Consider the following 26,510-nt stretch of genomic DNA (forward strand, 5'->3'; position numbering starts at 1 on the left):
CGGCGCCAGTATTGAACTCTGGCCGATCGCAACCGGTGCCATCGCGGGCCCGATTGTCCATCGTTGTGTCGACATCGACGCCACACCGAGGAGCATGACAGGTGAGCAGTTCAACGATCCAGACGCCGGCCGTGACCGACGACGAACTCCGGGAGCGCTTCCGGCCGATCTTCGACCGGATCGCCGAGGGAGCCGTCCAGCGCGAGCACGAGCGCCGGCTGCCGTTCCACGAGGTGCAGTGGCTGCGGGAGGCCCGTTTCGGCGCCCTGCGGGTGCCGGTCGAGTTCGGCGGCTTCGGTGCCACGATCCGTCAGCTGTTCGACCTGCTGATCGACCTCGCTGCCGCCGAGTCGAACCTGCCACAGGCGCTGCGCGTGCACTGGAGCTTCGTCGAGGACCAGCGGCTCGCGGGTGACGAACGAGCCCGGCACTGGCTCGCGGCCGCCGCGGACGGCACGCTCGTCGGCAACGCCATCACCGAACCGGGCGTGGGTGCCGCCGACCGCTACCGCACGACCCTCACCCGCAAGGGCGGCGACTGGGCCCTCGACGGAATCAAGTACTACAGCACCGGAAGCCTGTACGCCGACCACATCCTCGTCGCCGCGGACCGCGACGGCGAGCGGGTCTCGGTACTGGTGGACGCGCGGCAGGAGGGCGTCGAGCAGACCGACGACTGGGACGGTTTCGGCCAGCGGCTCACCGCGAGCGGTACCACCACCTTCACGGGAGTCGTGGTGCCGGAGGACCGCATCCTCGGGCCCGGCTACGGCGCCCCGGGCCGCACCTACGCGACCGCCTACCTGCAGCTGGTGCAGCTCGCGGTGCTCGCCGGCATCGCCCGGCGCGCCGAGGCCGACGCCGTCGACTGGGTTCGGGCGCGCACCCGCACGTTCACCCACGCCGTGGCCGACCTGCCACGGCACGACCCGCTGGTCCAGCAGGTGATCGGGAAGCTGTCGGCCGCGGCCTTCGGTGCCCGCGCCGCCGTGCTCGCCGTCGCCGACGACCTCGACGTCCTTCTCGACGCGGGCGCCGACGACCCCGAACTGCTCGACCGCGCCGAGGCTTCCGCCGCCCGCGCCCAGTCGGTGGTGATCGGGCTCGTCCTCGACGCGACGGCGCAGCTGTTCGAGGTCGGCGGCGCATCCATCACCTCGTCGGAGGCGGCGCTGGACCGGCACTGGCGCAACGCACGGACCGTCGCGGCGCACAACCCGCTGATCTACAAGCAGCAGGCCGTCGGCGCCCATGTGCTCAACGGAGATCCGCTCCCCTACGCGTGGAGCGCGGGCCGTCGCCCCGGAGTCATCGCGTGACCCGGCACATCCGCTTCAACGCGTTCGACATGAACTGCGTGGCCCACCAGTCCCCCGGACTGTGGCGCCACCCCGCGGACCGGTCGCACCGCTACACCGACCTCGGGTACTGGACCGAACTTGCCCGGCTCCTCGAACGCGGCCTGTTCGACGGCCTGTTCATCGCCGACGTGCTCGGCACGTACGACGTCTACGGCGGCACCGACGAGGCGGCGCTGCGGCAGGGGGCGCAGGTCCCGGTGGCCGATCCGCTCCTGCTCGTCTCCGCGATGGCCGCGGCGACCGAGCATCTCGGCTTCGGCATCACCACCGGAACAGGATTCGAGCATCCCTACCCGTTCGCGCGGCGGCTCTCGACCCTCGACCACCTCACCCGCGGCCGCATCGGATGGAACGTCGTCACCGGATACCTGCCGTCCGCGGCCCGCAACTTCGGCGAGGCCGACCAGCTCGATCACGACACCCGCTACGACCACGCCGACGAGTACCTCGAGGTGCTCTACAAGCTGTGGGAGGGCTCCTGGGAGGACGACGCCGTCGTCCGGGACGCCGAGCGCGGCCTCTACATCGACCCGGAGAAGGTGCACCACATCGGGCATCGCGGTGCGCATTTCACGGTGCCCGGCATTCACCTGTCCGAACCGTCACCGCAGCGGTCCCCGGTGATCTATCAGGCCGGGGCGTCGCCGCGCGGCGTGCGCTTCGCGGCGGAGAACGCGGAGGCGATCTTCGTCGGGCCGCCGTCCAAGCGGGTCCTGCGCGACACCGTGGCCCGCATCCGGGCCGCGCTCGTCGACGCCGGCCGCGATCCGTACTCCGCGCGGATCTACGCCCTCGCCACGATCGTCACGGACGCCACCGACGAGGCGGCCGCGGCCAAACACGAGGAGTACAAGCGGTACGCCAGCCTCGAGGGCGCGCTGGTGTTCACCTCCGGCTGGATGGGTATCGACCTGTCCCGCTACGACCTCGACGAGCCGATCGGCAACGTCGAGAGCAACGCCATCCGCTCCGCGGTCGCGGCGTTCCAGGAGGCCGACGACGACGGCCGCGAATGGCGCGTCCGCGACATCGCCGAGTGGGCGAGCATCGGCGGACTGGGCCCCCGCTTCGTCGGCTCCGGCGAGTCCGTCGCCACCCGGTTGCAGGAGTGGGTGGCCGAAACCGACGTCGACGGGTTCAACCTTGCCTATGCCGTCACGCCCGGCTCGTTCGAGGACGTGATCACCCACGTCGTCCCCGTCCTCCAGGAGCGCGGTGCCTACCCGACGACCTACACCGAGGGAACGCTGCGCCACAAGCTCTTCGGCAAGGGCGACCGCCTCCCCGACGAGCATCGGGGCGCCCGCTACCGGCTCGGCGCGCCCCTCTCGACCGTGACCGACCGCCACCGCGCCTACGTCGGCTGATCCATCACCGCCCACCACGAGGAGTTTCCATGACCACCACTCGACGTTCCGTCGCCGTCGTCGGCGCCGGACTGGCCGGGACCACGGCCGCGCTCGGCTTCCTCGATGCCGGATTCGACGTCACCGTCCTCAGCGATCGGGGTCGCGAGTCGCTGCGCAACGACGTGCCGGCGACCGGAACGGCCGTCTACTTCGGCAAGTCCCGCGAGTCCGACGCCCGGATCATCGAGGATCTGTACGCCGACGGACCCCATTCGACCGGCATGAGCACGCGCCTGTATTCGGGCGACGGCGACACCCGCGCCGAGGTCCTCGAGTTCGACCCGGATTTCCGGTACGTCGCGCAGGGCGTCGACGTCCGGCTGCGGGCGGACGACCGGCTGGGCCGTTTCCTCGACCGGGGTGGCCGGTTCGAGGTGCGCGCGGTGACGCCGGAGAGTCTCGATGCGATCGCCGCCGAGCACGACCTGACGCTCGTCGCGACCGGCAAGGGCGGCCTGTCGTCGCTGTTTCCCGTCGACGCCGAGCGCACCGTCTACCGCAAGCCCCAGCGCACCCTGCTGCTGGTGACGCTCCGGGGACTCGGGCACGGCCCGGACACGTGGGGTTACCGCTCCGAGGCGGGGGGCGCCCACAACCTGTTCAACCTGCACACCGAGTACGGCGAGGCCTGGCTCGGCCCGTACCTGCACAAGGACGCGGGTCCGACGTGGAGCTTCCTCGGCTTCGCCAAGCCGGGCAGCCCGTGGGTCGAGCGGTTCGAGGCGGTCACCGACGTCCACAGCGCCCGTCGCACCGTCGTCGAGCTGTACCGCGACTACTTCCCGCAGGACGCCCCCGAGGTGGAGAAGCTCGAGGTCATCGAGGCCGATCCGCACTCGTGGCTGCGGGGGGCCGTCACCCCGACGGTGCGGCGGGCGGTGGGCCGCACGGCCGGGGGCCACGTCGTCGCCGCGATCGGCGACACCGCCATCGCGTTCGACCCCATCGCCGGCCAGGGCGCACAGAACACCGTGGTGCAGGTGGCGGCGCTGATCGAGGCGGCACGCGGCCACGAGGGCGAGTTCACCGCCGACTGGCTCACGGAGCAGTTCGAAAAGCACTGGGACGCCCGCGGTCACGCCGCCGCGGAGGTGACCCGGCTGTTCCTCGGCGATCCGAAGTACGCCGTGCACGCGGAGTTGCTCTTCCCCGCGGCGACCGTGAGTGAGCCGGTGGCCGCCGCGCTGTTCGGGTTCCTGTCCGAACCCGGCACGCTGCTCGGCATCGACACCCGCGACGACGTGCTGGCGTTCATCACCGCGCATGCCGGCGAGCCGGCCGAGGACGTGCTGGCGCGGTTCCAGCCGAGCGGCAGCTTCACCGCGTCGCCGCTCGCCGGCGCAGCGGTCCAGCCCGCCTGACGACGACCCGGTCCCGACCGTCGCGACCGCTCGCGACGGTTGGGATCGGGTTGATTCCAACGATTGGGTGCGGCGGGTGCGGACGCTTGAATTGGTGCCCATGTCGACCGAACACATCACCCCCGAGATCAAGTTCGCCTACTGGGTGCCCAACGTCAGCGGCGGCCTGGTCACCTCGAACATCGAACAGCGCACCAGCTGGGACTACGACTACAACGTCCGGCTCGCCCGCACCGCCGAGAACAACGGCTTCGAGTACGCCCTGAGCCAGGTGCGGTACGAGGCCAGCTACGGCGCGGAGTTCCAGCACGAGTCCACCAGCTTCTCCCTCGCTCTCCTGCTGGCCACCGAGCGCCTGAAGGTGATCGCCGCCGTCCATCCCGGACTGTGGCAGCCGGCGGTGCTCGCCAAGCTGGGTGCCACCGCCGACCAGCTCTCCGGCGGCCGGTTCGCCGTCAACGTCGTCAGCGGCTGGTTCAAGGACGAGTTCACCCACCTCGGCGAGCCGTGGCTCGAGCACGACGAACGCTACCGCCGCAGTGCCGAGTTCCTGCAGGTGCTGCGCAAGATCTGGACCGAGGACGATGTCGACTTCCGCGGCGACTTCTACCGCATCCACGACTTCACCCTCAAGCCCAAGCCCGACAACACGCCCGAGCGGCCCAATCCCGAACTGTTCCAGGGCGGTAACTCCACCGCCGCGATCGCCAACGGTGGGCGCTACGCGGACTGGTACTTCAGCAACGGCAAGGACTACGACGGCATCAGCGACCAGATCGCCGACCTGCGCGCCGTCGCCCGCGAGCACCAGCGCGAGGTCAGGGTCGGCCTCAACGGGTTCATCATCGCCCGCGACACCGAGAAGGAAGCGCGCGACACTCTCCGCGAGATCATCGAGAAGGCGAACCGCCCGGCGGTCGAGGGCTTCCGCGGCGCCGTGCAGCAGGCCGGTGCGTCCACCGGGGACAAGAAGGGCATGTGGGCCGACTCGACATTCGAGGACCTGGTCCAGTACAACGACGGCTTCCGCACCCAGCTCATCGGCACGCCCGAGCAAATTGCCCACCGCATCGTCGAATACCGCCGGCGCGGGGTCGATCTCATCCTGTCCGGCTTCCTCCACTTCCAGGAGGAGATCGAGTACTTCGGCGAGAAGGTGCTGCCGCTCGTGCGAGAACTCGAGGCCGCCGATCAGGACGACCGCGAGCCCGTGGTCGTCTGACGCGGCCCGCTCACCGCCACGCGGATCGCAGGACCGGCGCCCAGCGCTGGGCGTAGTCCGCGATCCGCGTGTCGGTGGTGTAGGTGGAGTCGAGCAGGTACAGACCCGGCGCCGGGGTGGTGGCGCCGAGTTCGACGAGCACCGGCTTGAGCAGCAGGTCCGGGGCCAGGGCGTGGGCCGGGCCGGCGCCGAGCATGAGCGGCACGGCGGTGACATCGCGCAGGCCGTCGCCGGTGGCGAACTGGTCGAGGAAGAGCTTGAGGATGCCGGTGTAGGCGGCCTTGAACGTGGGGCTGGCGACGACCACGAGGTCCGAGGCGGCGACGGTGTCCACCGCCGCCTTGACGGCGTCGTCGCCCCAGCCGAGCAGGCCGGGTCCGAGGGTGATCACGTCGATGACGTGGTCGGGGGCGGAGCCGGTGAGTTCGGTGGCCAGGAGGGTGGCGGCGTCGAGGGTGCGGGAGCCGGGCCTGGGGTTGCCGGCGACGACGGTGGTCTTCACGCAGGGGCCTTTCCACATACATTCGAGGTATCCCGGCGCGGTGCGCTGCCGGGAGGTTCTGGTCGGACCGCGCTCACCGTGTGCACAGCTCTATCACCGCGTAGGTGGTGGCGACGTCCGGCCACCGGACCTCGGCGAACAGCCGCCGCAGTAGACCTTGCCTCTCGCACTCCGATTCGCGTGCGGCCGCCGAAGGGCGACCTGTGGGGAGGTCGTCGTGCCCGGGCGTCATGCGCACCGCCTCGTCAGCAGTTCCGTGATGTGAACGGCCGGGTGCGGGTCGAAGCGGTATCCGCTGCCGCGGACCGTGGAGATGATGCTGCCGAACTGCTGCAATTTGGTCCTGATCCGGGAGACGTGGACATCGACGTTCCGGCCGCGACTGTCCACCTCCCGCATCCCGGTGCCGAGGTCGCGCAGGACGGCCCGGGACACCACGGTCCTCGGGTTGCGGACGAGATAGGCGAGGATCTCGAACTCGCTGTGGCTGAGCAGCACTCGCCGGCCGTCGAGCAGGACGTCGCGGGCGGGAAGGTCGATGATCAACGGGATGGGGGTCGGGCTGAGCACCGTATGGGTGCTCACGCCCGGAACCAGATCCTGGGCGGCCTCGCGAAGGGCATCGGCGAGCGCCGCCAGGTCACGCGAGGAGTGTGTTCCGATGTCGGGCAGTCGCAGGACGAGAACGAGTTCGGCACCGGCGGCGGTGACTACGTCATTGCGAGTGGCGAGGATTTCCATGTGAGGCTCCGGTCGAGGAGGGGATCCGACGAGCTGACGGGCGATGCGGTGCGGCGACAGCTCGGACACTCGTTCCGGAGACTCGGCAGGCGACTCATGATTCACTCCTCCAATGCGACGGGGCGGTGGTAGGCGCCCTCGTGGTAGAGCAACGGAATACTCTTGCCCTCCGCCGGATTCGGGTCCTCGTGCGCACGAACCACGACACCGACGACCAGAGTGCTGTCACCGAGCGGAATCAACCGGTCGACGACAACCCGGAGCCAGACCGGCGTGCCGTGCAGGACGGGTTCACCGGATTCGAGTCGGGTCCAGAGTGACTCGTCGGAGAACCGCTCCGCCGCGCTGCGCGCGAAGCGCTGCGCGAGATGCTGCTGATGGTCGCCCAACAGGTGGATCACCAACGACTCGGCCGAGCGGACGGCGTCGATGCTCGACGACGTGTCGGTGATGTTGAACGAGACCAGCGGCGGATCGAGGGAGAGCGAAGCGAAGGACGTCGCAGTGAACCCGACCGGGCCGGAGCCGGATTCGAGAGTGACGATCGTGACCCCGGCGGGGTGCCGCCGAAGGGCTGAGCGGTATTGGTCGCCACGGACGCCCGGAGCGTGCTCCGATGCGGCGGTGGCGGAGTATTCGAGGGCATTCGACATCGACAGGGACATAGCCGTTCCTTGAAGGAGGTACATACCGAGACGGAGGGAGGTATCGGGAAGACACGTACTCAGGTCAGGAGGCACAGAGACACGAGCGGGTGCGGCACAGGTCCACGTGCCTGCGGCTCCACGCTGTTTCGGTCATAGTGCTCGATCCTCACCTGTCTGCAGTCGATCGTGGCCGTCCCCGACGGTCTTCGTCGGGGCACAGCCGAGGCGGTGCCGGGGTTGCCGGCGCCCCTAGCTCGTCGGGAAACCCCTTTCGCGCAACGCGTCTCGAAGTCGGCGGCGCGATCCCAGGGTACCCGGATCCGTCAGTCGTGCCACGATTCGCCCGGTCCAGCTGCCCGGCAGGCCCTGTCCACGGTAGAAGTCCTCGGCGCGGGTGTCGTACCGGGCGATACCCGCGTCCTGCGCCTCGAGTCGGTAACGGTCCCGGTGGCACACCACGTCGAAACCGAGTCGCGGCTTGACCTCGGCCCGCTCCGCCGGATCGGGGAAGCCGACCGAGAGGCCGACGACCGGGAAGACCCGCTGCGGCAGTTCCAGGACGTCGGCGACGCGCTCGGGCTCGTTGCGGATGCCACCGATGTACACGGTGCCCAGGCCGACCGATTCCGCCGCGACCACGGCATTCTGCGCGGCCAGGGCCGCGTCGACCACGCCGAGCAGGGTGCCCTCGGCGAAGTCCGCGTTGACGAGTTCTCGGCCGTGGACCGTAGCGATGCGCTCCGAGCGGGCGAAGTCTGCGAGCCAGACCAGGAAGAGCGGCGCGTGGCGGACCGCATCCTGATCGCCCGCAAGGGTGGCGAGCGCATCGATCCGCTCGCGGTCGGTGACGGCGACGACGGACCACAGCTGCAGATTGCTCGAGCTGGCCGCGGACGACGCGGCGGCGACGACGGCGCGCAGATGATCCTCGGGGACGGGACGGTCGAGGAACCGGCGCACCGACCGGTGCGCCAGCTGAGTCGCCAGCACCGCGTTCCAGGGGCCGGCCGTGTCGGCAGCACCGAAACGTCGTTCGAGAGCATCGCGTCGTTCGAGAGCATCGGAGCGAGCGACCACCCGATCCGCGCCGGCGCCGGGGTTCGCTGTGAGTGGGTGAGACGTGGTCACGAGTGGAGCCCTTCTGGCCGGTTCCCGGCCGGTCGACGGATCGCTATCGGCTGCCCACCGGCGAATCGGCGGTGAACCCTCTGGCGCGCTCGGTGTCGGATTCGCTCCACAGCGTCGTCGGCGGTATCTCCGCGCGCACCAGCGGCACGACCTCCTCGGCGAATCGACGCAGGGTGTCCTTCTGGCGTTCGAAGTCGAGCACGTGGTTGACGGATACGGATTGGAGGACGTGGCCGAAGCACTCGTGGTAGTCGAGGATCTTCTCGGCCACGCGGTCCGGCGAACCGACCAGGGCCGGACCCCGCTCGACCGCCTCCTCGATCGTGCGGAAGCTGGTGGTCTTGCCGACGGCGCCCGGATCATGTTTCCTCTTGTCGGCCTGGCGTACCGCACCTTCGTAGATGGGCCGGTACTCCTCGATCGCCTTCTCCGTGGTGTCTGCGAGGAACAACCCGCCCGAACCCGATCCGACGTAGGCCTTCGCCGGGTCGTGACCGTGTGCGGCGTAGTGCTCGCGGTATCGATCGATCAGGACCTTGTAGTTCTCCCGGGGCTGCAGGGCGTTGGCCGTCACGATCGGGTCTCCCCACTTCGCCGCCAGGTCCACTGCCCGCGCCGACGTGGCGGATCCGTGCCAGATGCGGAACGGCCCGTCGAACGGGCGGGGCAGCGTCGTGACATCGGCGAGTGCCGCTCGGTACTCACCCGACCAGTCGACGTGTTCCTCCCGCAGCAGCCGGCGCAGCAGTTCGTAGTTCTCGGTGAGGTAGTCGTACTGTTTGCCGATGTCGAGGCCGAACAGGGGGTACTGGAGCACCTCGTTGCCCTTGCCGATGACGATCTCGAGGCGGCCCCGGCTCAGTTGATCGACGGTGCACAGATCCTCGGCGACGCGCACGGGATCGAGCACCGACAGCACGGTCACACCCGTGGACAACAGGATCCGCTCGGTGGCCTGTGCGATGGCACCGAGGACGACGGTCGGGCTGGACGAGAGCACGTCGCCGGCATGACGTTCGCCGACCGAGTAACTGTCGATGCCGAGCTGCTCGGCGAGCACGGCCATCTCGACGACGCGGTTCAGGCGCTCCGCGGGAGCGACGACGTCGCCGGTGACCGGATGCGGCGGGTTGAAGATGATGTCGAGGATCTGGAAGCGCACGAACTACAGAGTCTGCCGTCCCGGTGGGCGTCCGTGAAGGGTTGTCCTCGAGGTGATCGGAACCGTTGCGCCCGGCCGGACACGTCGCCGTCGTCGTCTCGGCATCGGCGTCACGGTAGCCGTGCACCGGGGTGCGGACCAGGATTGCGATCGTCGTGATCCGAAATCGGTGCAGGTCGGACCCGCCCGAAAGGGCGTGGGTTGTCCGAGACCCGTCCACTGGATAGCGTGACCGTCCGGCAGCACCGAGGGCGGATTCCCGCCACGAACGGGCCGCGCCCGCGGCCCATCGGAGGAAAGATGGTCGGCACCAGTCACGCGCAGGTCGTGATCGCACGCGTCGTGGGCACGCACGCCCCGGCGTGTTGTTGTCGCTGACAGCCGTCCCACCGGACGCACCCGCGTCTCCCGATACCGACATCTCCTCCGGCCGCCGGTGCCGCGTTGCCCGTTTCCCGGGCACCTGGCGCTCGACGTGGCCCGAAAGGACTCCCTGCGATGCCTCCCTCGACCACCCTGCCCGTCGTCGACCTCACAGGCCTCGACGGCGATGCCGCCACCCGGGCCGCCCTGCTCGACCGGCTGCGTCGGGTCACGCACGAGGTCGGCTTCTTCCACCTGACCGGCCACGGCATCGACCCGGCCCTCGCCGACCGGCTGATCGCGGCGGCACGCGCGTTCTTCGCCCTGCCCGACCCCGTGAAGCTGGAGATCGAGAACTCCCACTCGCCTCATTTCCGCGGCTACACCCGCGTCGGGGGTGAACGAACTCAGGGATACGTGGACTGGCGCGAGCAACTCGACATCGGTCCCGAACGGGCTCCGGTGGCACAGTTCGACCCCCAGCGGCCGTGGGAGGTGCTGCACGGTCCGAACCTGTGGCCGAGCCGGGTGCCGCAGCTGCGGACGCTCGCGCTGCAGTGGATCGAGCAGGCCGGCGCGGTCGGCCGCCGGCTCCTCCGGGCATGGTCCGAATCCCTCTCCGCACCAGCCGATTTCTTCGACGGCGCGTTCGCGGACCCCGATCCGCTGCTGAAGATCGTGCGGTACCCGGGCCACGACCGATCGATCACCGAACAGGGTGTGGGCAGTCACAAGGACGTGGGAGTTCTCACGCTGCTCTATCCGGAACCCGGAAGCACCGGCTTCCAGGTGGAGATCGACGGCACCTGGGTCGACGTCGAACCCCTGCCCGGACACTTCGTCGTCAACATCGGCGAACTCCTCGAACTGGCCACCGGCGGCTACCTGAAGGCGACGACGCACCGGGTCCTTCCGCCGGCTCCCGGCACCGACCGGGTATCCCTGCCGTTCTTCCTCAATCCCGCACTGGATCAGGCGTTGCCGCATGTGCCGCTGCCCGGCGCACTCGCCGCCGAGGCCCGCGGGGTGGGTGCGGACGAGCACGGTGACGCCCTGCACGCCGTGTACGGGCTCAACGCGCTCAAGTCACGGCTGCGGGCCCACCCCAACGTCACCGAGCGCCATCACGCCGACCTCTCGAACTCCCCCCTCCTCGCCGGCCGGCCCGGCGATCTCGACGAAAGCGAACACTCCGAATGACTCTGCGCCGCACCCTGTCCGTGGTCTCCGCCGTCGCCCTGGCCACCGGGCTGGCCGCCTGCTCCGCCTCCGGGACCGGTGAGGACACGCTCGTGATCTCCGCCTCCGCGACTCCGCACGTCGAAATCCTGGAACACGTGCGGCAATCCGGTGCGCTCGGCGACGTCGTCCTCGACATCAAGCCCGTGACCGGCGAGGTGGACCCGAACGAGTTGCTCGAAGCCGGTGACGTCGACGCCAACTTCTTCCAGCACCACCCGTACCTCGCCGACTGGCAGCAGCAGAAGGGCGTGGACAACCTCGAGTCGGTCGCCGCCGTACACCTCGAACCGCTCGGCCTGTACTCGAACAAGATCGCCGCGGTCGCGGACCTGAAGGACGGCGACACGATCGCGCTGCCGAAGGACACGACCAATTTCGCGCGTGCGCTCTACCTCCTGGAGTCGGCGGGCCTGCTCGAACTCGACAAGCCGCTGTCCGAAGCGGACATCGCGACGGTCACTGCCGCGAACATCGTCTCGAATCCGAAGAACCTGAGGTTCGTCGAGCTCGAACGCGCGCAGCTCGCGCGCACCGTCGACGATCCGGCGATCACGGCCTCGGTCGTCAACTCGAACTACGCGCTCGAAGCGGGGCTCAACCCCGCGGACGACAGCATCGTGCGGGAATCCGTCGACAACAACCCGTTCGAGAACATCCTCGTGGTGCGATCGGAGGATGCGTCCGATCCCGCCGTCACCGCCCTCGCGGACGCCCTCGAGTCGCCCGAGGTCGCCGCCTGGATCGCCGAGAACTACGACGGCGCGGTCGTACCCGTCCACGAGGTCGGCGCGTGATCGTCGTCGACGGACTCACCAAGTCGTACCCGGCAACGGGCGGCACCGGCACGATCGACGCACTCCGCGGAATCGACCTGAGGATCGACGAGGGAGAGGTCTTCGGCATCGTCGGCCCCAGCGGTTCCGGCAAGTCCACGCTGCTGCGGTGCCTGAACCTGCTGGAACGCCCCACGAGCGGACGCATCCTCCTGCGCGGCGAGGACCTCTCGCACCTGTCCGAAGGCCGGCTGCGCGGGTCCCGTCGCCGCATCGGCACCGTGTTCCAGCAGTTCAACCTCCTGCACTCCCGCACCGTCCGCGCGAACGTCGAGTTTCCGCTCGAGGTCGCCGGCGTACGGAGGACGGAGCGACGGGACCGGGCCGAGACGTTGCTCGAGCTGGTCGGGCTCACCGACAAGCGGGACGCCTTCCCCTCGCAGTTGTCCGGCGGGCAGCAGCAGCGCGTCGGCGTCGCGCGCGCACTCGCCGCCGAGCCCGACGTCCTGCTGTGCGACGAGGCGACCAGTGCCCTCGACCCGGCCACCACGGAGCAGGTGCTCGATCTGATCGTGACCGTCAACCGGACCCTCGGCGTCACCATCGTCGTCGTCACCCACGAGCTGTCCGTGGTGCGCCGGATCTGCACGTCGGCGGCGCTGCTGGACGGGGGCCGCATCGTCGAATCCGGTCCCGTGGCCGATCTCGTGGCCGACCCCGTCTCCCGCCTCGGTGATGCGCTGCTGCCGGCGGGCGTCGGCGAGCAGAACGGGGACGTGACCGCGCTCGTCACCGCCCGCGGCTCTGCCGTCGCCACGCCGTGGCTGTCCCGGCTCTCCCGCGACGTCGGGGTCGACGTCGCGGTCGTCGGCGGCCGGGTCGACCGTGTCGCCGGTACCGACATCGGCAAGCTGCACGTGCGTTTCGACGGCGACGTGGATCGCGACGCGGTGGACCGATTCTTCGCCGCCCTGCCCGACGTCACCGTCGCGTGGACGACCGGCGTCGGGGCGAGGGTCGGGGCATGAACAAACTCAGCTGGTACGACGCCCTGCCCGAGGTGTGGGCCGCCACGCTCGACACCCTCTACATGGTGGGCGTCGCCTTCCTCCTCACCGTCGTGGGCGGGGTGCTCGTGGGTGTTCTGCTGCACGTGACCGCGCCGGACGGGCTGCGCCCGATCCGCACGCTGTATCTCGTGGTCGGGGCCGTGGTCAACGTGTTCCGTTCGCTGCCGTTCCTGGTCCTGCTGATCGCGCTGATCGGTGTGACCCGTCTGGTGGTCGGGACTGCGATCGGGCCGACCGCCGCGCTCGTCCCCTTGACGATCGGCGCGATCCCGTTCTTTGCCCGCATCGTCGAGAGCGCGCTGCGAGAGGTTCCGCGTGGGCGGGTGGACGCGGCCCGGGCCATGGGGGCCTCGAACCGGCAGATCGTCACCAAAGTACTTCTTCCCGAATCGCTTTCGTCTCTGATTTCCGGTGCCACCCTCACCGCGGTTCTGCTGGTCGGCTACTCCGCGATGGCCGGGGTCGTCGGCGGCGGCGGGCTCGGCGACTTCGCCATCGTCTACGGGTACCAGCGCTTCAACACCCCGGTCCTGATGGTCGCGGTGGTGGTGTTGATCGTGCTCGTGCAGGCGCTGCAGACCGCGGGAGACGTCGCGGTGCGGGCGCTCGCACACCGGCGATGAAGTTCGCTTCGCGGCGGCGCGGCCGTGCCTACCGCGGCCCCGTCTCATATCGAATCGATATGAGGTGATGCCGAAATACCGTCTATCCGCGACGCGCGCCACCCGCCAGGGTGGAGACCATGGCCACTTCTCTCCAGACGCTCTCGGCTCCGGCCGCGGTACGCCTGCGCGCTCCGCTTCCGGGACTCGCCGTCTGTGCTGCGGCGGCAGCGGCGGCCCTCGTCGCCGCCCGGCTCGCCGGGGGCATCAGCCCCCTGCTGATCGCCATCGTCCTCGGCGCACTCCTGGCCAACACGACCTCGCTCCCGGCGTCCACCGAACCCGGCCTGGCCGTGGCCTCGCGCCGGTTGCTCCGGATCGGGGTCGCCCTCCTCGGTCTGCAACTCCTCGTCACCGACGTGCTCGCCCTCGGCTGGGGCGTGCTCGGCCTCGTCGTGGCCGTGGTGATCGGCGGCATCGCCGGAACGATGGCACTGGGCAGGATCCTCGGGCTCGACTGGACCCAGCGCCTGCTCGTCGCCTGCGGCTTCTCGATCTGCGGCGCCGCCGCCGTCGCCGCGGTGGACGGGGTCGTCGACGCCCGCAAGCAGCACGTGGTCACCGCCGTCGCACTGGTGGTCGTCTTCGGCACCGCCATGATCCCCGGCCTGCCGCTCGCGGCCTCCGCGCTGGGACTCGACACCACCCAGGCCGGCATGTGGGCCGGCGCCGCGATCCACGAGGTGGCGCAGGTCGTCGCCGCGGGGGAAGCCGTGGACGCCGGCAACGCGGGGGCGCTGGGCGCGAGCGCCCTTGCGGTGGCCGTGACCGTGAAGCTCGCCCGGGTCGCGATGCTCGCGCCCGTGGTCGCCTGGATCGGCGCGGTGTCCCGCCGCCGCAGCCGCGAACAGACCGAAATGCGGCGGCCCCCGCTGGTGCCGCTGTTCCTGCTCGGCTTCCTCGGCTGCGTGGCCCTGCGCGCCACCGGCCTGCTCCCCGACCCGGCACTGGACGTCGCCCGGATCGCGCAGACGGCGCTGCTCACCGCCGCCATGTTCGCGCTCGGCACCGCCGTACGCATCGACGTCCTGCGGGGCGTGGGATGGCGGCCCTTCGCGCTCGCCGCCGCATCCACGGTGTGGGTCTCGGCGATCGCCCTCACCGGAATTGTGCTGCTGGGATAGCGGATACGCTCCACAGCCGCGCGCCGATCGGGCATACACAACAGTCGTGCCGCACGCGGGTGACCGGAAGGTTCGCGGCTGGACGCGGTGGCCCGGCACGACGGCCCGGCCGAAACGGATCTCGCGGGAAGCACTTCGGGCACCGGTGGCCGCTGTTACCGTCGGCGAGATGACACCGGTGGCGAAGGTGGGCTCCACGATCCGCGTCGCGATCGCCGCGGCACTGTCCGTCGCGCTGCTCGGCGCCTGCACGTCGGCCGGTGACGACTCGTCGGGGACCGCCGAATGCATCCACGTCCCCAACGGCACCCCGCTGTCCGCCGCCCCGCCCGCCCCGTCGGCGTCCGAAAGGGACCTGGCCACCAACCCCGAGGTCGCCACCGGCTACCGCGACGACATGACGGCGGTGACGACCGCGTCGTACGCGGTGTCCACTGCCAACCCGGTCTCGACGGAGGCGGCGTGCAAGGTGCTGCGCGACGGCGGCACCGTCGCCGACGCGCTGGTCGTCGCGCAGACGGTGCTCGGGCTCGTGGAGCCCCAGTCGTCGGGGATCGGCGGCGGCGCCTTCCTGCTCTACTACGACGCGGAGACCGGGCAGGTGCAGGCGTACGACGGCCGGGAGACGGCACCGATGTCGGCCACCGAGAACTACCTGCGCTGGATCAGCGACACCGACCGCACCGCGCCCCGGCCCGACGCCCGGGCCAGCGGCCGCTCGATCGGGGTGCCCGGAGTGGTGCGCCTGCTCGAGGAGGTGCACCACGAACACGGGGGCACGGAGTGGGCCCGGTTGTTCGACCCGGCCATCTCCCTCGCCGACGACGGGGTGGTGATCAGCGACCGGATGGCCGAGTCGATCGCCGACTCGGCACCCGACCTCGCCGTCGACGACGAGGCGCGGGCGTACTTCCTGAACCCCGACGGCACGCCCAAGACCGCGGGCACCGTCCTGGTCAACCCGGCCATGGCGAAGACGCTCGGCGCCATCGCGTCCGGCGGCGCCGACGCCTTCTACACCGGAGCCCTCGCCCGGGACATCGTCGACGCCACCACCACCGAGGCAGGCGGCCGCACCCCCGGGACGATGACGGTCGACGACCTCGCCGGCTACGAGGTGAAGAAGCGCACCCCCCTCTGCACGCCCTATCGGGCGCACGAGGTCTGTGGCATGCCGAACCCGTCCTCGGGCGGGATCGCGGTGGCGGCGACGATGGGCATCCTCGGGAACTTCGACCTGTCCGCGCTGGGACCGACCGACGTCGACGAGAACGGTGGCGAGCCGACCGCCGACGCCGTGCACCTGATCTCCGAGGCCGAGCGCCTCGCGTACGCGGACCGCGACAAGTATGTGGCGGACTCGGACTTCGTTCCCCTGCCCGGCAATTCGCCGCAGACGCTGCTCGACGACGACTACCTGCGCGGGCGTGCGGGCCTCATCGACCCGGGCCGGAGCATGGGCACGGCACAACCCGGCGACTTCGGGCCGGTGCCCCTGGGCACCCCACCACAGGACCGCGAACACGGCACCAGCCACATCTCCATCGCCGACGAATACGGCAACGTGGCCTCGATGACCACGACGATCGAATCGGCGTTCGGGTCGTTCCACATGGTCGACGGCTTTCTGCTGAACAACCAGCTGACGGACTTCGCCGCCGAACCCGTGGACAAGGCCGGGGTGCCGGTGGCCAACCGCGTCGAACCGGGCAAGCGACCGCGCAGTTCGATGGCGCCGACGCTCGTCTTCGATCGCAATCCCGACGGCAGCCGCGGCGACCTGCGCATCGTCGTCGGTTCGCCGGGCGGTTCCGTCATCATCCAGTACGTGGTCAAGACGCTCGTCGGGATGCTCGACTGGGGCCTGGACCCGCAGCAGGCGGTGTCGGCGGTAGCGTTCGGCGCGGCAAACACCCCGGTCACCGGGGTCGGGGGCGAGCATCCGGCGATCGACGGCAGCGACGACGGCGCACGCGATCCGCTGGTGGCCGAGCTGCGCGCGCGAGGCCATCAGGTGGCGGTGCTCCCACAGTCCAGCGGACTGAGTGCGCTCCGCCGGGACGAGTCGGGATGGGTCGGCGGAGCGGACCCCCGTCGCGAGGGCGCGGTGATGGGCGACGCCACCGGATAACGATCCGACGCGCGGTCCGTCCCATCGAGTCACGACTGGATAACCACACGGGGTCTCGTCGACCTGCAGGAATAAGATCGACAACCATCGATCGCCGTCACGGCGGATGACTGGGAGCGGATGGATCGGGGTGCCCGGATGCGGATCGCGGACGTGCTGCGGAACAAGGGGCCGGTCGTGGCCACGGTCGATCCGGACCTCTCGGTCGACGAGATGATCGGTGAACTCGCCCGCCACAACGTGGGCGCCCTCGTCGTGGTGGAGGGCGACGCCGTGATCGGCATCGTCTCCGAACGCGACGTCGTGCGCCGGCTCCACCAGCACGGTCCCGCCCTGCTCGACGCCCGTGTCCGGGACATCATGAGCACGACGGTGTCCACGTGCCTGCCCACCGACACGGTGAACAGCCTGGCCGAGACCATGACCGAACGCCGGATCCGGCACCTGCCCGTCGTGGTGGACGGCCACCTGGTAGGCATCGTCAGCATCGGTGACATCGTGAAGAGCCGGATCGACGAACTGCAGTGCGAACGCGACCAACTCGAGTCGTACATCGAGCACGGCTGAACCCGGGGCACCGGATTTCAGGGGGATTCTCCGGGTGATCCCGGATTACCCTGCGGCGCCTGCCGGACGACAGTGGACCATATGGCGAAGCGTCCGGGGCAGCGGTGGCGGCAGGCGACGGTGTGGCTGCACGTGGTCACGTCCGTGGGATGGATGGGCCAGGCCCTCGCGCTGCTCGTCCTGTTGACGCTGAGCCGCACCGCGGTGGATCCCGCCGTGCGGGTGGCCGGCACGACCATGGCGCAGCACCTCGACGGCACGCTGCTCGCTCCGCTGGCCAACGCGTCGGCGTTCACGGGCTTTCTCCTCGCGGCGGCGACGCCGTGGGGATTCCTGCGCTACCGGTGGGTGGCGATCAAGTTCGTCCTCACCGTGGTCCAGGTGAACCTGGGGATCCTCCTGCTGTCGGCGGGCCTGAACGGCTCGGTGGCCGCCGCCCGCGACGGCACGTCCGGACCGGCGGGACCGATGATCGCGGGCACCGCTCTGATGATCAGCGCCCTCGCGTTCCAGGCGTGGTTGTCGGTCGCGAAACCGTGGGGCCGCACCCCGTGGTCGGCCGGGAAGGCGAAGCTGCCCGCCGCGCCGCCGTGGGTCTTCGCCATGGCGACCGGCGCGGTGGCCGCCGACCTCGCCGTCGCGACCCTGCTCGGCCATCCGCTGCCCGCCTTCGCCGCGGCGGCCCTGGTCGTCGCGGCGACGACCAGGGCCAGGGCGATCCGCGAGGCGAGCCCTCAGCCGGCCTACGGCTGAGGCACCGGCGTGGTCGTCGGGGTGGTGGTTGCGGCCGGCGTCGTGGTCCCGGGGGCACTCGACTCCGCGGTCGTCGGGGCGACGGTCGTCGGCTCGACGGTCGGCAGCGGCTCCACGGCAGGCAGGGGCTCCACGGCCGGCAGCGGGGACGGCGCTGCGGGCGAGGGGGCCGGGGCCGCGGGCGAGGGAGCCGGGGCCGCAGCCGGGACGGGCGGCACCGGTGCCGGCGAAGCCGACGAGGAGGCCGCGGCCCGAGTCGGCGACGTCGGGGTCGACGACGTGGTCGTCGGCGTGGTCGTGGTGGCCCCGGCGGCGGCCTTCTCCACGTCGCCGTCCGTCGTCGGCGGGAGCGGCGCCGGATCGATCGGCTTCGACGAGACGACGAGCTGCGGAGCGGTCGACTCGGCCTCGGCCTTGTCGAGCTCGCCGCTCTCGGCCTGCTTCGCCAGATGGGTCAGCCATGCCGCCGCGTACTGCGCGGACGTCAGGGGCTTTCCGTTCTCGGGGTCGGAATCGCGCCAGTAGTCGAAGTGGTGCCCGGTGTCCGGACCGAGGGTTTGCTGGTACGGATCGCTCAGCGCCACCTCGAGGGTGTTCTCGTTGTCGGCGATGAATCCGATGACCTCGTTGCGCAGCTTCGCGGGCAGATAGGTCAGGTCGATCAGCTCACCCGAGGTGATCTCGCCGTCCGTGCCGGTCGAGGCGACGTCGCGGACGGCCGGTTCGTAGGACGGATCCGACACCTTGATGAGGACGTCGAGGAAGGTCTCGTCGCTCTGCATCCAGTTCTCCTGCGACTGGATGTCGGCGAACGCAGCCATGGCGATCCGCCCGAGGACCGTGGCGACGTCCAGCGCGGTCTCCGGGGTGAGCCCGTCGCGCTCGAGCGCGTCGACGTTCAACTGCCGTCCTACGTTCACCGCGAGCTGCAGCAGGGCGATGTTCTCCGGAGCGGAGCAGGTCAGGTCGCCCTCCGAGCAGAACGACGCCACCTTGCCGTCCAGCGCCCCGAAGCTCCCCGCGGTGCCCGGCAGCGAACCGCTGCCCGACGCGCTGTTCCGGCCCGACTGGTAGGCGAGGTCGAATCCGTCCGGGTTGCGGAACTCGTCCTCCGCGCCGGGGAACGGCCCCTCACCCGCCGTGCGCCCGGCGTCGGCCAGGATGACCACACCCACGACCGAATCCGGATCGACGATCTCGTACGACCCGTCCTCGGCGCTTTCCTGGTTGCCGATCTCCATCGCCACGCGGCGCGCAACGTCGGCGCCCTCGCTGTACCCGACGACGGCGAACTTCGTGTCGGGGCATGCCTGGCGGATCGCCTGCATCACGGTCTCGGCGTTGTCCACGCCGGCCTCGACGGCGTCGTCGTACGACGACATGTTCGCCGGGTACTCGACGTACACGGCGGAGTAGGAACCCTCGGGCACGTCGTCCCGCGGCGCGTTCACGACCTCGTCGACCCAGGGGCTGCTGAAGTCGGTGGACGATGCGGCCGGCAGGGGGTTCCCGTCGGCGTCGAGGAGCATCGCGTGGGTGCCGGGGCGGGGACTGTCGTTGCGCCCGCCGACCGCGATGCTGACCATGTCGTGGCACTCGGTGACCGAGGCGGTCAGCGTCGTCGGGGCCGTCGACGGAGCCGACGGTTCCGAGACAGCGACGGCGACCACCGCCGCCGCGCCCAGCGCCACGGGTGCCACCGCAGCCGCGACAATCCGCTTGTTTCGCACCGCCCAGTCAAGTGCCATGGTCAATCCCCATCCGAAGTCGGTCCGTGCCGACGATCCTGATTGTGGTGTCGACGCGTCGGTCGGAAAGTCGTTCGAGACGGCAATCGTGTTACATGTCCGCGTCGTAGGCGTGGTCGCGATGAGTTCCCAGCGCCCGGGCGGTCGGTATCCCGTAGGCGGAGCGACACGGGCATCACGTCGGAAGGAGGGACCCGTTGCGGACACTTGCCATCACCCAGAACGTCACCCTCGACGGTTCGATCGAGATGCTGGGGGACTGGTTCGACCCCCAGGGTCAGGCGGAGGTGGACAATTCGGATCAGCTGGCGGAACTGCACCGGCAGGACAGCGAGTCCGACGCGCTGGTGCTCGGCCGACGGACGTTCGAGGACTTCCGGGGCTACTGGCCGGGGCGGACCGACGATCCCACGGGCATCTCCGCGTATCTCGACCAGGTGCAGAAGTACGTGGTGTCCTCGACCGTGACGGATCCGCAGTGGCAGCACACCACCGTCCTCTCCGCCGAGCCTCTGGCCGCGATACGCGCCCTGAAGGCGCGCATGGGCCGGGACATCGTGGTCACCGGCAGCATCTCGCTGTGCCACGCCCTGATCGAGGCCGGACTCGTGGACGAATACCGGCTGTTCGTCCATCCCGTCGTGCAGGGCCGCGGACGCCGGTTGTTTCCGGACGGATTCGCGTTGCCGCGGCTGCGCCTGCTCGCAGCGAACGCCTTCCGTTCCGGCATCACCTTCTCCCGCTACGCGGCGGGCTGATTCCCCTGCGGCGGCAAACAGCCTCGGCACCGTCGTCGGCGCGAGTAGGCTACCGGGCATGGCCGATCTGTCCGGCGACGTGCGGGCTCTGCTCGGGGCGCGGAACATGGCGCACGTCGCGACGCTCATGCCCGACGGCTCGCCGCACGTCTCCCCTGTGTGGATCGCGGTCGAAGGTGATCACTTGGCGATATTCTCCGCTCAGGAGAACCGGAAGGTCGCCAATCTGCGCCGTGACGGGCGCGTCGCCGTGTCGGTCTGCGATGAGCACAACCCGTATCGGTCGGTCGTCGTCCGCGGCCGGGTTGTCGAGGAACTCGAAGGCGACGAAGCGGTCGCGATCATGGACCGAATGAGCAACCGCTACATCGGCAGCGACTTCCCCATGCGCTCAGCGATCGTGTCGCTCATCGAACCCGAGCGAGTTCACCTGCAGGACCTCCCGTTCCGACATCCCTCGGACACCGGAACCTGAGCCACAACACTCGAACGATCGGTTCCCGGGCCGCCCCGGCGCGACGGTGACCGTCTACCGTGATCCGCACGCCGCACCGGAATTCGCGCGCTGAACTGCCGCAGCAAATTCCGGTGCGGCGCGTGAATTTTCGGCCAGAGCGGATCCCGACCCCCACCATCCCCGGACCGTAAGCACAATGGCCGTTTTCGCTGAGTGAAATAGATTCTGCCTGATCAACTTTCGCGGTCGACCCCGCGCCGCGGCCGAGTTGACGTATCGCGGCGCGCGCAGTCACAATCCGAACGATCACTCGGTTACGAACAGGTGTGCACTATGCGAACAAGCTCGGATCGGACCGCCGCCCAGGCGCCCCGACACACAACCCGCTCCGCGAGTCTCGTCGTCGCGCTGTGTTGGGTCGCGGTACTTCTCGACGGCTTCGACCTCGTCGTTCTCGGCGCGGTGAATCCGGCGTTGCTGGACTACCCAGACTGGAACCTCGACGCAGGCGGCCTCACGGTCATCTCGACCGCCAGCCTGGTCGGCATGACACTCGGAGCCCTGGCTATCGGCACCCTCACCGACGTCCTCGGCCGGCGACGCACCCTCATCTTCTCCGTCACCGCCTTCTCGGTGCTGACACTCGCGTGTGCTTTCGCGACCTCGCCGGAGATGCTCGGCGGCCTGCGCTTCCTCGCGGGTCTCGGGCTCGGCGGCGCACTGCCCACCGCGTTGGCGATCGTCGCCGAATTCATGCCCGGCAAAAAGGGATCCGCGTCGACGACCGTCATGACCGGCTATCACGTCGGCGCCGTGGCGACCGCGCTGCTGGCCCTCGTCCTGCTCGAAAGTTCGGGGTGGCGTTCGATGTTCATCGCGGGCACCCTGCCGGCGTTCGTCCTCGTCCCGCTGATGATCCGCTACCTGCCCGAGTCGCCGGCCTACCTGTCGGTGCGAGGCCGGCACGACGAAGCCGAGCGCATCGCCGCCGACTACGGACTTCCGCCCATCGATGTGACCACGGTGCCGTCGGACACCGACCGCCCCGCGGATGTCGCGAAGACCTCGAAACCGGGATCGCCGGTGCGGACTCTGTTCTCGCCGCAGCTGCTGCGCACCAGCGTGTCCATCTGGGTCACCTCATTCATGGGCCTGCTCCTGGTCTACGGCCTCAACACCTGGCTGCCGACGATCATGCGGGAAGCCGGATACGACCTCGGTGCGTCGCTGTCGCTGCTGCTCGTGCTCAACGCCGGTGCCGTCGCGGGCCTGCTCGTCGCCGGCCGCGTCGCCGACCGGATCGGTGCCCGCACCGCGGGCATCGCATGGTTCACGCTCGCCGCGCTGTTCCTCGCCACGCTCAGCATCAACCTCGCCTACGGCGTCTACGTGCTGGTGTTCCTCGCCGGGTGCTTCGTCTTCAGCTCCCAGGTACTCGTCTACGCCTTCACGAGCGCGGCCTACCCGGCCGAGGCACGCGCCACGGCGCTCGGCTGGTCCGCCGGCGTGGGCCGCATCGGCGCGATCTGCGGTCCGATCCTCGGCGGCGCGCTGCTGCAGGCCGGCGTCGCCTACCCCTGGGGCTTCTACCCGAGTTGGCTCATTTTGTTAGTGCGTGAGTCCAGATCCTGAAATCCGGTCGAGCAGTGCTTGTAGGTCGGCGTCGACCTGCGGTGGGAACGTGTGTCGGGTGCCGTTGATCGCGATGGTCGCCGACCGCAACGGTCGCAGCAGCTTGACGACCTTGCCGATCGCGAGGCCACTGCGTTCCTGCACCACCCGGGAAACGGCCAACGCCGCGAACACCACGGTCAGGTGCGCCTCGATCGCATCGCGGGTGCGATGGAAGATCGGCCGGGCCCGCAGATCCGTCTTCGACATCCGAAACGACTGCTCGACGTGCCACAACTCGTGGTACTTCGCGATGATTTCACGCGGATCCATCAATGGGGCAGGGAGATTGGTGACGTAACCTTTCAGGCCGACGAGCATCCGTGCCCGCTCGAGCGAGGCGGTGTCCAGTCGCCGGCCCTTCGCGGTCACCGTCACGAACCGCGTGGACTTCGGAACCGTGTCCCCGTCGACCACCGCCCGGGCACGGGCCTCCTGGGCATTGAGGGTCTTCTCGTCCCGGCCGGCGCGGCTGCGTGAGTACTGCCAGATCGCCCGCCACGCGTTCGGATGCGCTGTCGCGTTCCAGATTGGCTCGGCCCGTCGCCGGGGATTGTTGACCACGGAGCGGCCGTGCCGCGGAGTGATGGTGTCGATGATCTGGCCATCGGTGAAAACGTTTCCATTCCAATGGAAGTGCGATGCAAGATCACCGGGCGCCTTCGTGGTACGGGAGCCGACGATGAACTTCAGTCCGGCCTCGTCCAACGCTGCGAGGTTGGCGGCGGACAGCATCCCGGCGTCAGCGGCCACGACCATCTCGACCCCGTCGAGGTCGTGGCGGGCCTGGAACTGCCGTACGATCGGCACGATCGTGCGGGTTTCGGCCGAATTGCCCTCGTAGCATCCGATCTCCAGCGGGAAACCGGTTCTGTCCACAAGCAACCCCACCACGATCTGCGGGTCGACCCGCCGTTCCTTCGAGTACCCGACTTTGCGCAGGTCATCTTCCTTTTCTGCTTCGAAGTACAAGGTCGTCACGTCGTACAACAACAGGCTCAAACCACCGGTTTCGGCGGCATACTCGAAACACTGCTCGGCGATGCGATCCCGGTATCTGCCGGTATTGATCTGCCCCAGGTGGCGTTTGATCGTGGCGTAGCTCGGCGGATCGGCCCCGAGGTCCTTCAGGACGCGACCGGCGTCGAGTTTCGAGCCGGGCTCGACGATGCGGGCGATCACCAGATCGCGGAAGACCGCATCGTCGACGATCCCGAACCCGAGCTGGTCGTACACATCGGTCAGCACCTGGCGCAGCAGCACCGACCCGGTCGATTCGGTGCGCCCCGGCGCGTCCACCTGCGAAGTTCGCTGAGCAGGGTCGAAAAGTGCGCTCTGGCCGCCGGCCAGGGGCTTTTCGACCGGAACCTGCGGGGTGACGCCCAGATCGAGAACCTGCTGATCGGGTTCGAGCCAGGCCCGAGCGCGTTCGAGAAGCATGCCGAGTTCGACGTCGGTATGTGCGGAACCGATGTGCTTGACGATCTCCTGCCGGCCGCCCACATATCGGGCGATCTGCACGGCCGTGGCCCCGGATTTGGTGCGCACCTTCCTGACAAACGCCACCTGCCGAGCCTAGAACCAGCGCCGTTAGTGCGTGAAATCAGACCGATCCCGACGAGAAACTGCAGGTCACAGACGTGAGCCGCTGTTCATCCCGGAAACGTGAGCCAACTCGGGTGCTGCAGGCCGGCGTCGCCTACCCCTGGGGCTTCTACGCCTTCGCCGCCGTCGGCGTACTCGGCGCCCTCGCGCTGTCGACGAGCCGGCCGGTGCGGTAGCGCGTCGACACGGATTGCTGGTTCGAGGTCCGGGCGTGCGGGGCCAGCGGGGCGACTGGGGCCGACGTCCGGTCCTTACCCGACCGCATCAAAGGTCAGCCAAGTGTGGTGGCGGATGAAATCCGTCCGCCACCACACGGCCCCCGTACAAGGCAAGAACACACGGACGATCGTGAGTGCTTGTCGCCTCTGATCCTCGAACCGATAGGCGCGCACCACACAGCAATGTTCTCGAGCTCGCTTGCGATCACCGATCGCGCCACCTCGAACACCGCGAAATCTCGATGACCAGTGTTCCGGTATTCCCCGTCGGCTTTCCAACCTTGACAGCTTGCAGTGCCTCCACTACCCCCGTTGATCCAATCCTTGTGCAGGGGAGTACCGGCACGTGGGTTTCCTGCGACTTCGGTGCTGGGTACTCGAATTGTTCAGTCACCGGGAGTTGTGCAGACTCCGTTGGCAACAAGGTTGATGGGATCAGTGGTTCTCACCGCGAGCGCATCCTGCATGCCGACGTCTACGCATCCGACGATTCGATCCCAGAAAACGTCACTTCCCGCAAGTAGGGCGAGTCCCGGATCGTCGAGGACTGACGCGATCCGTGCCAGTCGCGCCGGCTTGGCGAGTGCTTCCACATTGTCGATCCGCAAAACTGCGTATTCATGGCTGCGGCGAAGCCTCGATGTGTCATGCCCGTTCGAGTCAGCGACTGTCGCACCACCGTCCACACTTCTCTCGGGACAGTGTCGACATTGGTATTCGGCGCGACGGTTGCCAGTTCCTCCAGAACACGACGTGCATGGTCGCCGCGCTGACCGTGCACTCCGATATCCTGCAGGAAGAGCCGTTGATTTTCTGCGCCGTCAATCGTCACGTGGTAGCAATCCCGATAGCCCGACTTGGGTACTCGCTTGACACGACCGTGCACCCCGAGACGGAGCAGCAGCTGAACGAGGTCGTCGGCGAGGCGCTGACTCGTTGTTGCGTAGTAGACACGAGCCTGATGCCCTTTGGCATCCCACCGCACAGATCCGTCGGTCGCCCACAGATGTCGAACGAACAGTGCGACCTGCGTATTGGGCAGTGCGAACACTTTCGCAGGAACGAACTTCTCATAACTGCGCAGACCAAACAAGCCCAGTCCGTCGAGCCAGGCGGCGATCGGATTCCGTTTACCGTGGGTCAATCGCTCAGGAGAGCGCAGCCGCAATGTGACACATCGCGCTACTGGATACTCATCCCGCACTGCGGTCACACCGAAGTGTTCCGCCGCCGCAACGACTGCCGCTAGATTCTGTTCGTCGATGCTCGCGTACCGAACCGGCTGCCTCTTGATGCAAGATCCGTCACCGATCATATGGGCCAGTAGGATCACCTCAGCCGCCGGCATCGACTGTACGTCGTCCGGCTCCGGGATTCGACGAGGGATCGCGATCCGACTCCCTATATCCAACTTTTCGATGGCAACCCAGCCCTCAACCTTGAGAAGGGCTTGACCGGCTACAGCCGCTAATTGCCGCCCCGAGGCAAGCGTTACCACAAGCGTGCGACGCTTCGTGCATTGCGCGAGCGGCTCGATCTGCTTCGGAACGAATCGCATCCGCTCGTCCAAGGACCACACGCAGCCGATGCCTGATCCGTCCGAGAGCGACGTGACAGCAGAACTCGCACCCTTCTGAGACGAAACAATTCGCGATTCGGAGCCAAGCCAGCGCACCACCCCGGTTTCATCACTCTCGAGAAGGCTATCCTGTTCTGCCGCAGGCATTCCAGTAGACCTGTCGCCTCGGATCATCTGCCCACCCATACGCCCCCCAAACATATGTTCGATATGGTGTACAGGGTCTCACACCGCCCGGATTCCCAGTGCCACTTCC

General features: G+C 68.9%; 25 protein-coding genes. 16 read left to right on the forward strand and 9 right to left on the reverse strand.

Annotation, left to right across the window (positions count from 1 at the left end; genetic code table 11):
• The first annotated feature begins 101 nt into the window (after positions 1 to 101).
• The 4 genes from ISO16_RS16410 (at position 102) to sfnG (ending at position 5,353) form a co-directional block, all read left to right on the forward strand.
• Complete coding sequence (locus ISO16_RS16410) at positions 102 to 1,319, forward strand: acyl-CoA dehydrogenase family protein (protein WP_006943658.1); 1,218 nt, start codon at positions 102 to 104, stop codon at positions 1,317 to 1,319.
• Positions 1,316 to 2,728 carry an LLM class flavin-dependent oxidoreductase gene (locus ISO16_RS16415; RefSeq protein ID WP_006943659.1) on the forward strand — a complete coding sequence of 471 codons (1,413 nt, stop codon included), beginning with the start codon at positions 1,316 to 1,318 and terminating at the stop codon, positions 2,726 to 2,728. The genes ISO16_RS16410 and ISO16_RS16415 overlap by 4 nt, the downstream gene beginning before the upstream one ends.
• 29 nt (positions 2,729 to 2,757) lie before the next feature.
• Positions 2,758 to 4,131: a styrene monooxygenase/indole monooxygenase family protein gene (locus ISO16_RS16420; protein ID WP_072636666.1), complete on the forward strand. Its 1,374-nt coding sequence runs from the start codon at positions 2,758 to 2,760 to the stop codon at positions 4,129 to 4,131.
• 100 nt (positions 4,132 to 4,231) lie between these two features.
• Positions 4,232 to 5,353 (forward strand): dimethylsulfone monooxygenase SfnG, encoded by a 1,122-nt coding sequence (gene sfnG, locus ISO16_RS16425; protein WP_072636675.1) that lies wholly within the window; start codon positions 4,232 to 4,234, stop codon positions 5,351 to 5,353.
• A gap of 10 nt (positions 5,354 to 5,363) precedes the next feature.
• On the opposite strand, the gene ISO16_RS16430 is transcribed toward sfnG, so the two are convergent.
• From ISO16_RS16430 to ISO16_RS16450, 6 genes are all read right to left on the reverse strand, one after another.
• Entirely contained in the window at positions 5,364 to 5,855 is a 492-nt protein-coding gene (locus ISO16_RS16430; RefSeq protein ID WP_075288582.1) for an NADPH-dependent FMN reductase, read from the reverse strand.
• A gap of 228 nt (positions 5,856 to 6,083) precedes the next feature.
• Positions 6,084 to 6,596: a winged helix-turn-helix domain-containing protein gene (locus tag ISO16_RS16435; protein WP_072636676.1), complete on the reverse strand. Its 513-nt coding sequence runs from the start codon at positions 6,594 to 6,596 to the stop codon at positions 6,084 to 6,086.
• A gap of 101 nt (positions 6,597 to 6,697) precedes the next feature.
• Positions 6,698 to 7,261, reverse strand: coding sequence for a flavin reductase family protein (locus ISO16_RS16440; RefSeq protein WP_072636677.1), 564 nt, complete (start codon positions 7,259 to 7,261; stop codon positions 6,698 to 6,700).
• A 64-nt stretch (positions 7,262 to 7,325) separates the two neighbouring features.
• On the reverse strand, positions 7,326 to 7,397 hold the full coding sequence (locus ISO16_RS29080) for a putative leader peptide (RefSeq protein WP_353852504.1): 72 nt from the start codon (positions 7,395 to 7,397) through the stop codon (positions 7,326 to 7,328).
• A 95-nt stretch (positions 7,398 to 7,492) separates the two neighbouring features.
• Positions 7,493 to 8,320 (reverse strand): NADPH-dependent oxidoreductase, encoded by an 828-nt coding sequence (locus ISO16_RS16445; protein WP_083662351.1) that lies wholly within the window; start codon positions 8,318 to 8,320, stop codon positions 7,493 to 7,495.
• A gap of 94 nt (positions 8,321 to 8,414) precedes the next feature.
• Positions 8,415 to 9,533 (reverse strand): LLM class flavin-dependent oxidoreductase, encoded by a 1,119-nt coding sequence (locus tag ISO16_RS16450; protein WP_029546691.1) that lies wholly within the window; start codon positions 9,531 to 9,533, stop codon positions 8,415 to 8,417.
• 498 nt (positions 9,534 to 10,031) lie between these two features.
• Between ISO16_RS16450 and ISO16_RS16455 the strand changes: the two genes are divergently transcribed.
• From ISO16_RS16455 to ISO16_RS16490, 8 genes are all read left to right on the forward strand, one after another.
• On the forward strand, positions 10,032 to 11,096 hold the full coding sequence (locus ISO16_RS16455; RefSeq protein ID WP_072636678.1) for an isopenicillin N synthase family dioxygenase: 1,065 nt from the start codon (positions 10,032 to 10,034) through the stop codon (positions 11,094 to 11,096).
• Complete coding sequence (locus ISO16_RS16460) at positions 11,093 to 11,932, forward strand: MetQ/NlpA family ABC transporter substrate-binding protein (RefSeq protein WP_006943671.1); 840 nt, start codon at positions 11,093 to 11,095, stop codon at positions 11,930 to 11,932. The genes ISO16_RS16455 and ISO16_RS16460 overlap by 4 nt, the downstream gene beginning before the upstream one ends.
• Positions 11,929 to 12,939, forward strand: coding sequence for a methionine ABC transporter ATP-binding protein (locus ISO16_RS16465; protein WP_072636679.1), 1,011 nt, complete (start codon positions 11,929 to 11,931; stop codon positions 12,937 to 12,939). Before ISO16_RS16460 ends, ISO16_RS16465 begins: the two co-directional genes overlap by 4 nt.
• Positions 12,936 to 13,604 (forward strand): methionine ABC transporter permease, encoded by a 669-nt coding sequence (locus ISO16_RS16470; protein ID WP_065923583.1) that lies wholly within the window; start codon positions 12,936 to 12,938, stop codon positions 13,602 to 13,604. Before ISO16_RS16465 ends, ISO16_RS16470 begins: the two co-directional genes overlap by 4 nt.
• A gap of 119 nt (positions 13,605 to 13,723) precedes the next feature.
• Positions 13,724 to 14,767, forward strand: coding sequence for a YeiH family protein (locus ISO16_RS16475; RefSeq protein WP_072636680.1), 1,044 nt, complete (start codon positions 13,724 to 13,726; stop codon positions 14,765 to 14,767).
• Between the two features lie 169 nt (positions 14,768 to 14,936).
• Positions 14,937 to 16,898 carry a gamma-glutamyltransferase family protein gene (locus ISO16_RS16480; RefSeq protein WP_072636685.1) on the forward strand — a complete coding sequence of 654 codons (1,962 nt, stop codon included), beginning with the start codon at positions 14,937 to 14,939 and terminating at the stop codon, positions 16,896 to 16,898.
• Positions 16,899 to 17,036: 138 nt separating this feature from the next.
• Entirely contained in the window at positions 17,037 to 17,465 is a 429-nt protein-coding gene (locus ISO16_RS16485; protein ID WP_029546697.1) for a CBS domain-containing protein, read from the forward strand.
• An 81-nt stretch (positions 17,466 to 17,546) separates the two neighbouring features.
• Positions 17,547 to 18,218 (forward strand): hypothetical protein, encoded by a 672-nt coding sequence (locus ISO16_RS16490; RefSeq protein ID WP_072636681.1) that lies wholly within the window; start codon positions 17,547 to 17,549, stop codon positions 18,216 to 18,218.
• Here ISO16_RS16490 and ISO16_RS16495 read toward each other — a convergent pair.
• Positions 18,209 to 19,966, reverse strand: coding sequence for a cutinase family protein (locus ISO16_RS16495; RefSeq protein ID WP_072636682.1), 1,758 nt, complete (start codon positions 19,964 to 19,966; stop codon positions 18,209 to 18,211). The two genes, ISO16_RS16490 and ISO16_RS16495, sit on opposite strands and share 10 nt — an antisense overlap.
• Before the next feature lie 197 nt (positions 19,967 to 20,163).
• Here ISO16_RS16495 and ISO16_RS16500 point away from each other — a divergent pair, with 197 nt between their 5' ends.
• The 3 genes from ISO16_RS16500 (at position 20,164) to ISO16_RS16510 (ending at position 22,813) form a co-directional block, all read left to right on the forward strand.
• Positions 20,164 to 20,724 (forward strand): dihydrofolate reductase family protein, encoded by a 561-nt coding sequence (locus ISO16_RS16500; protein WP_072636683.1) that lies wholly within the window; start codon positions 20,164 to 20,166, stop codon positions 20,722 to 20,724.
• Between the two features lie 58 nt (positions 20,725 to 20,782).
• Positions 20,783 to 21,199, forward strand: a complete 417-nt coding sequence (locus tag ISO16_RS16505; RefSeq protein WP_029546701.1) for a TIGR03618 family F420-dependent PPOX class oxidoreductase — start codon at positions 20,783 to 20,785, stop codon at positions 21,197 to 21,199.
• Positions 21,200 to 21,514: 315 nt separating this feature from the next.
• Complete coding sequence (locus tag ISO16_RS16510) at positions 21,515 to 22,813, forward strand: MFS transporter (RefSeq protein ID WP_072636684.1); 1,299 nt, start codon at positions 21,515 to 21,517, stop codon at positions 22,811 to 22,813.
• Here the strand turns inward: ISO16_RS16510 and ISO16_RS16515 are convergent.
• Positions 22,790 to 24,418 (reverse strand): IS1634 family transposase, encoded by a 1,629-nt coding sequence (locus ISO16_RS16515; RefSeq protein WP_072634899.1) that lies wholly within the window; start codon positions 24,416 to 24,418, stop codon positions 22,790 to 22,792. The two genes, ISO16_RS16510 and ISO16_RS16515, sit on opposite strands and share 24 nt — an antisense overlap.
• A 74-nt stretch (positions 24,419 to 24,492) precedes the next feature.
• On the opposite strand from ISO16_RS16515, the gene ISO16_RS16520 reads away from it, so the two are divergent.
• Positions 24,493 to 24,633 carry an aromatic acid/H+ symport family MFS transporter gene (locus tag ISO16_RS16520; protein ID WP_139310926.1) on the forward strand — a complete coding sequence of 47 codons (141 nt, stop codon included), beginning with the start codon at positions 24,493 to 24,495 and terminating at the stop codon, positions 24,631 to 24,633.
• Positions 24,634 to 25,150: 517 nt separating this feature from the next.
• Here ISO16_RS16520 and ISO16_RS16525 read toward each other — a convergent pair.
• On the reverse strand, positions 25,151 to 26,401 hold the full coding sequence (locus ISO16_RS16525; protein WP_230304372.1) for an LAGLIDADG family homing endonuclease: 1,251 nt from the start codon (positions 26,399 to 26,401) through the stop codon (positions 25,151 to 25,153).
• Positions 26,402 to 26,510 lie beyond the last annotated feature (109 nt).

This window comes from Rhodococcus sp. M8, assembly GCF_015654185.1.
In the GTDB taxonomy this organism is placed as follows: Bacteria; Actinomycetota; Actinomycetes; order Mycobacteriales; family Mycobacteriaceae; genus Rhodococcus; species Rhodococcus aetherivorans.

Excerpts from the sequence above, each read along its gene's own strand:
- ISO16_RS16495 (WP_072636682.1), bottom strand. The coding sequence starts at position 19,966 with ATGGCACTTGACTGGGCGGTGCGAAACAAGCGGATTGTCGCGGCTGCG.
- ISO16_RS16420 (WP_072636666.1), top strand. The coding sequence starts at position 2,758 with ATGACCACCACTCGACGTTCCGTCGCCGTCGTCGGCGCCGGACTGGCC.
- ISO16_RS16480 (WP_072636685.1), top strand. The coding sequence starts at position 14,937 with ATGACACCGGTGGCGAAGGTGGGCTCCACGATCCGCGTCGCGATCGCC.
- ISO16_RS16435 (WP_072636676.1), bottom strand. The coding sequence starts at position 6,596 with ATGGAAATCCTCGCCACTCGCAATGACGTAGTCACCGCCGCCGGTGCC.
- ISO16_RS16440 (WP_072636677.1), bottom strand. The coding sequence starts at position 7,261 with ATGTCCCTGTCGATGTCGAATGCCCTCGAATACTCCGCCACCGCCGCA.
- ISO16_RS16470 (WP_065923583.1), top strand. The coding sequence starts at position 12,936 with ATGAACAAACTCAGCTGGTACGACGCCCTGCCCGAGGTGTGGGCCGCC.
- ISO16_RS16490 (WP_072636681.1), top strand. The coding sequence starts at position 17,547 with ATGGCGAAGCGTCCGGGGCAGCGGTGGCGGCAGGCGACGGTGTGGCTG.
- ISO16_RS16485 (WP_029546697.1), top strand. The coding sequence starts at position 17,037 with ATGCGGATCGCGGACGTGCTGCGGAACAAGGGGCCGGTCGTGGCCACG.
- sfnG (WP_072636675.1), top strand. The coding sequence starts at position 4,232 with ATGTCGACCGAACACATCACCCCCGAGATCAAGTTCGCCTACTGGGTG.
- ISO16_RS16505 (WP_029546701.1), top strand. The coding sequence starts at position 20,783 with ATGGCCGATCTGTCCGGCGACGTGCGGGCTCTGCTCGGGGCGCGGAAC.
- ISO16_RS16525 (WP_230304372.1), bottom strand. The coding sequence starts at position 26,401 with ATGCCTGCGGCAGAACAGGATAGCCTTCTCGAGAGTGATGAAACCGGG.
- ISO16_RS16475 (WP_072636680.1), top strand. The coding sequence starts at position 13,724 with ATGGCCACTTCTCTCCAGACGCTCTCGGCTCCGGCCGCGGTACGCCTG.
- ISO16_RS16455 (WP_072636678.1), top strand. The coding sequence starts at position 10,032 with ATGCCTCCCTCGACCACCCTGCCCGTCGTCGACCTCACAGGCCTCGAC.
- ISO16_RS16510 (WP_072636684.1), top strand. The coding sequence starts at position 21,515 with ATGCGAACAAGCTCGGATCGGACCGCCGCCCAGGCGCCCCGACACACA.
- ISO16_RS16460 (WP_006943671.1), top strand. The coding sequence starts at position 11,093 with ATGACTCTGCGCCGCACCCTGTCCGTGGTCTCCGCCGTCGCCCTGGCC.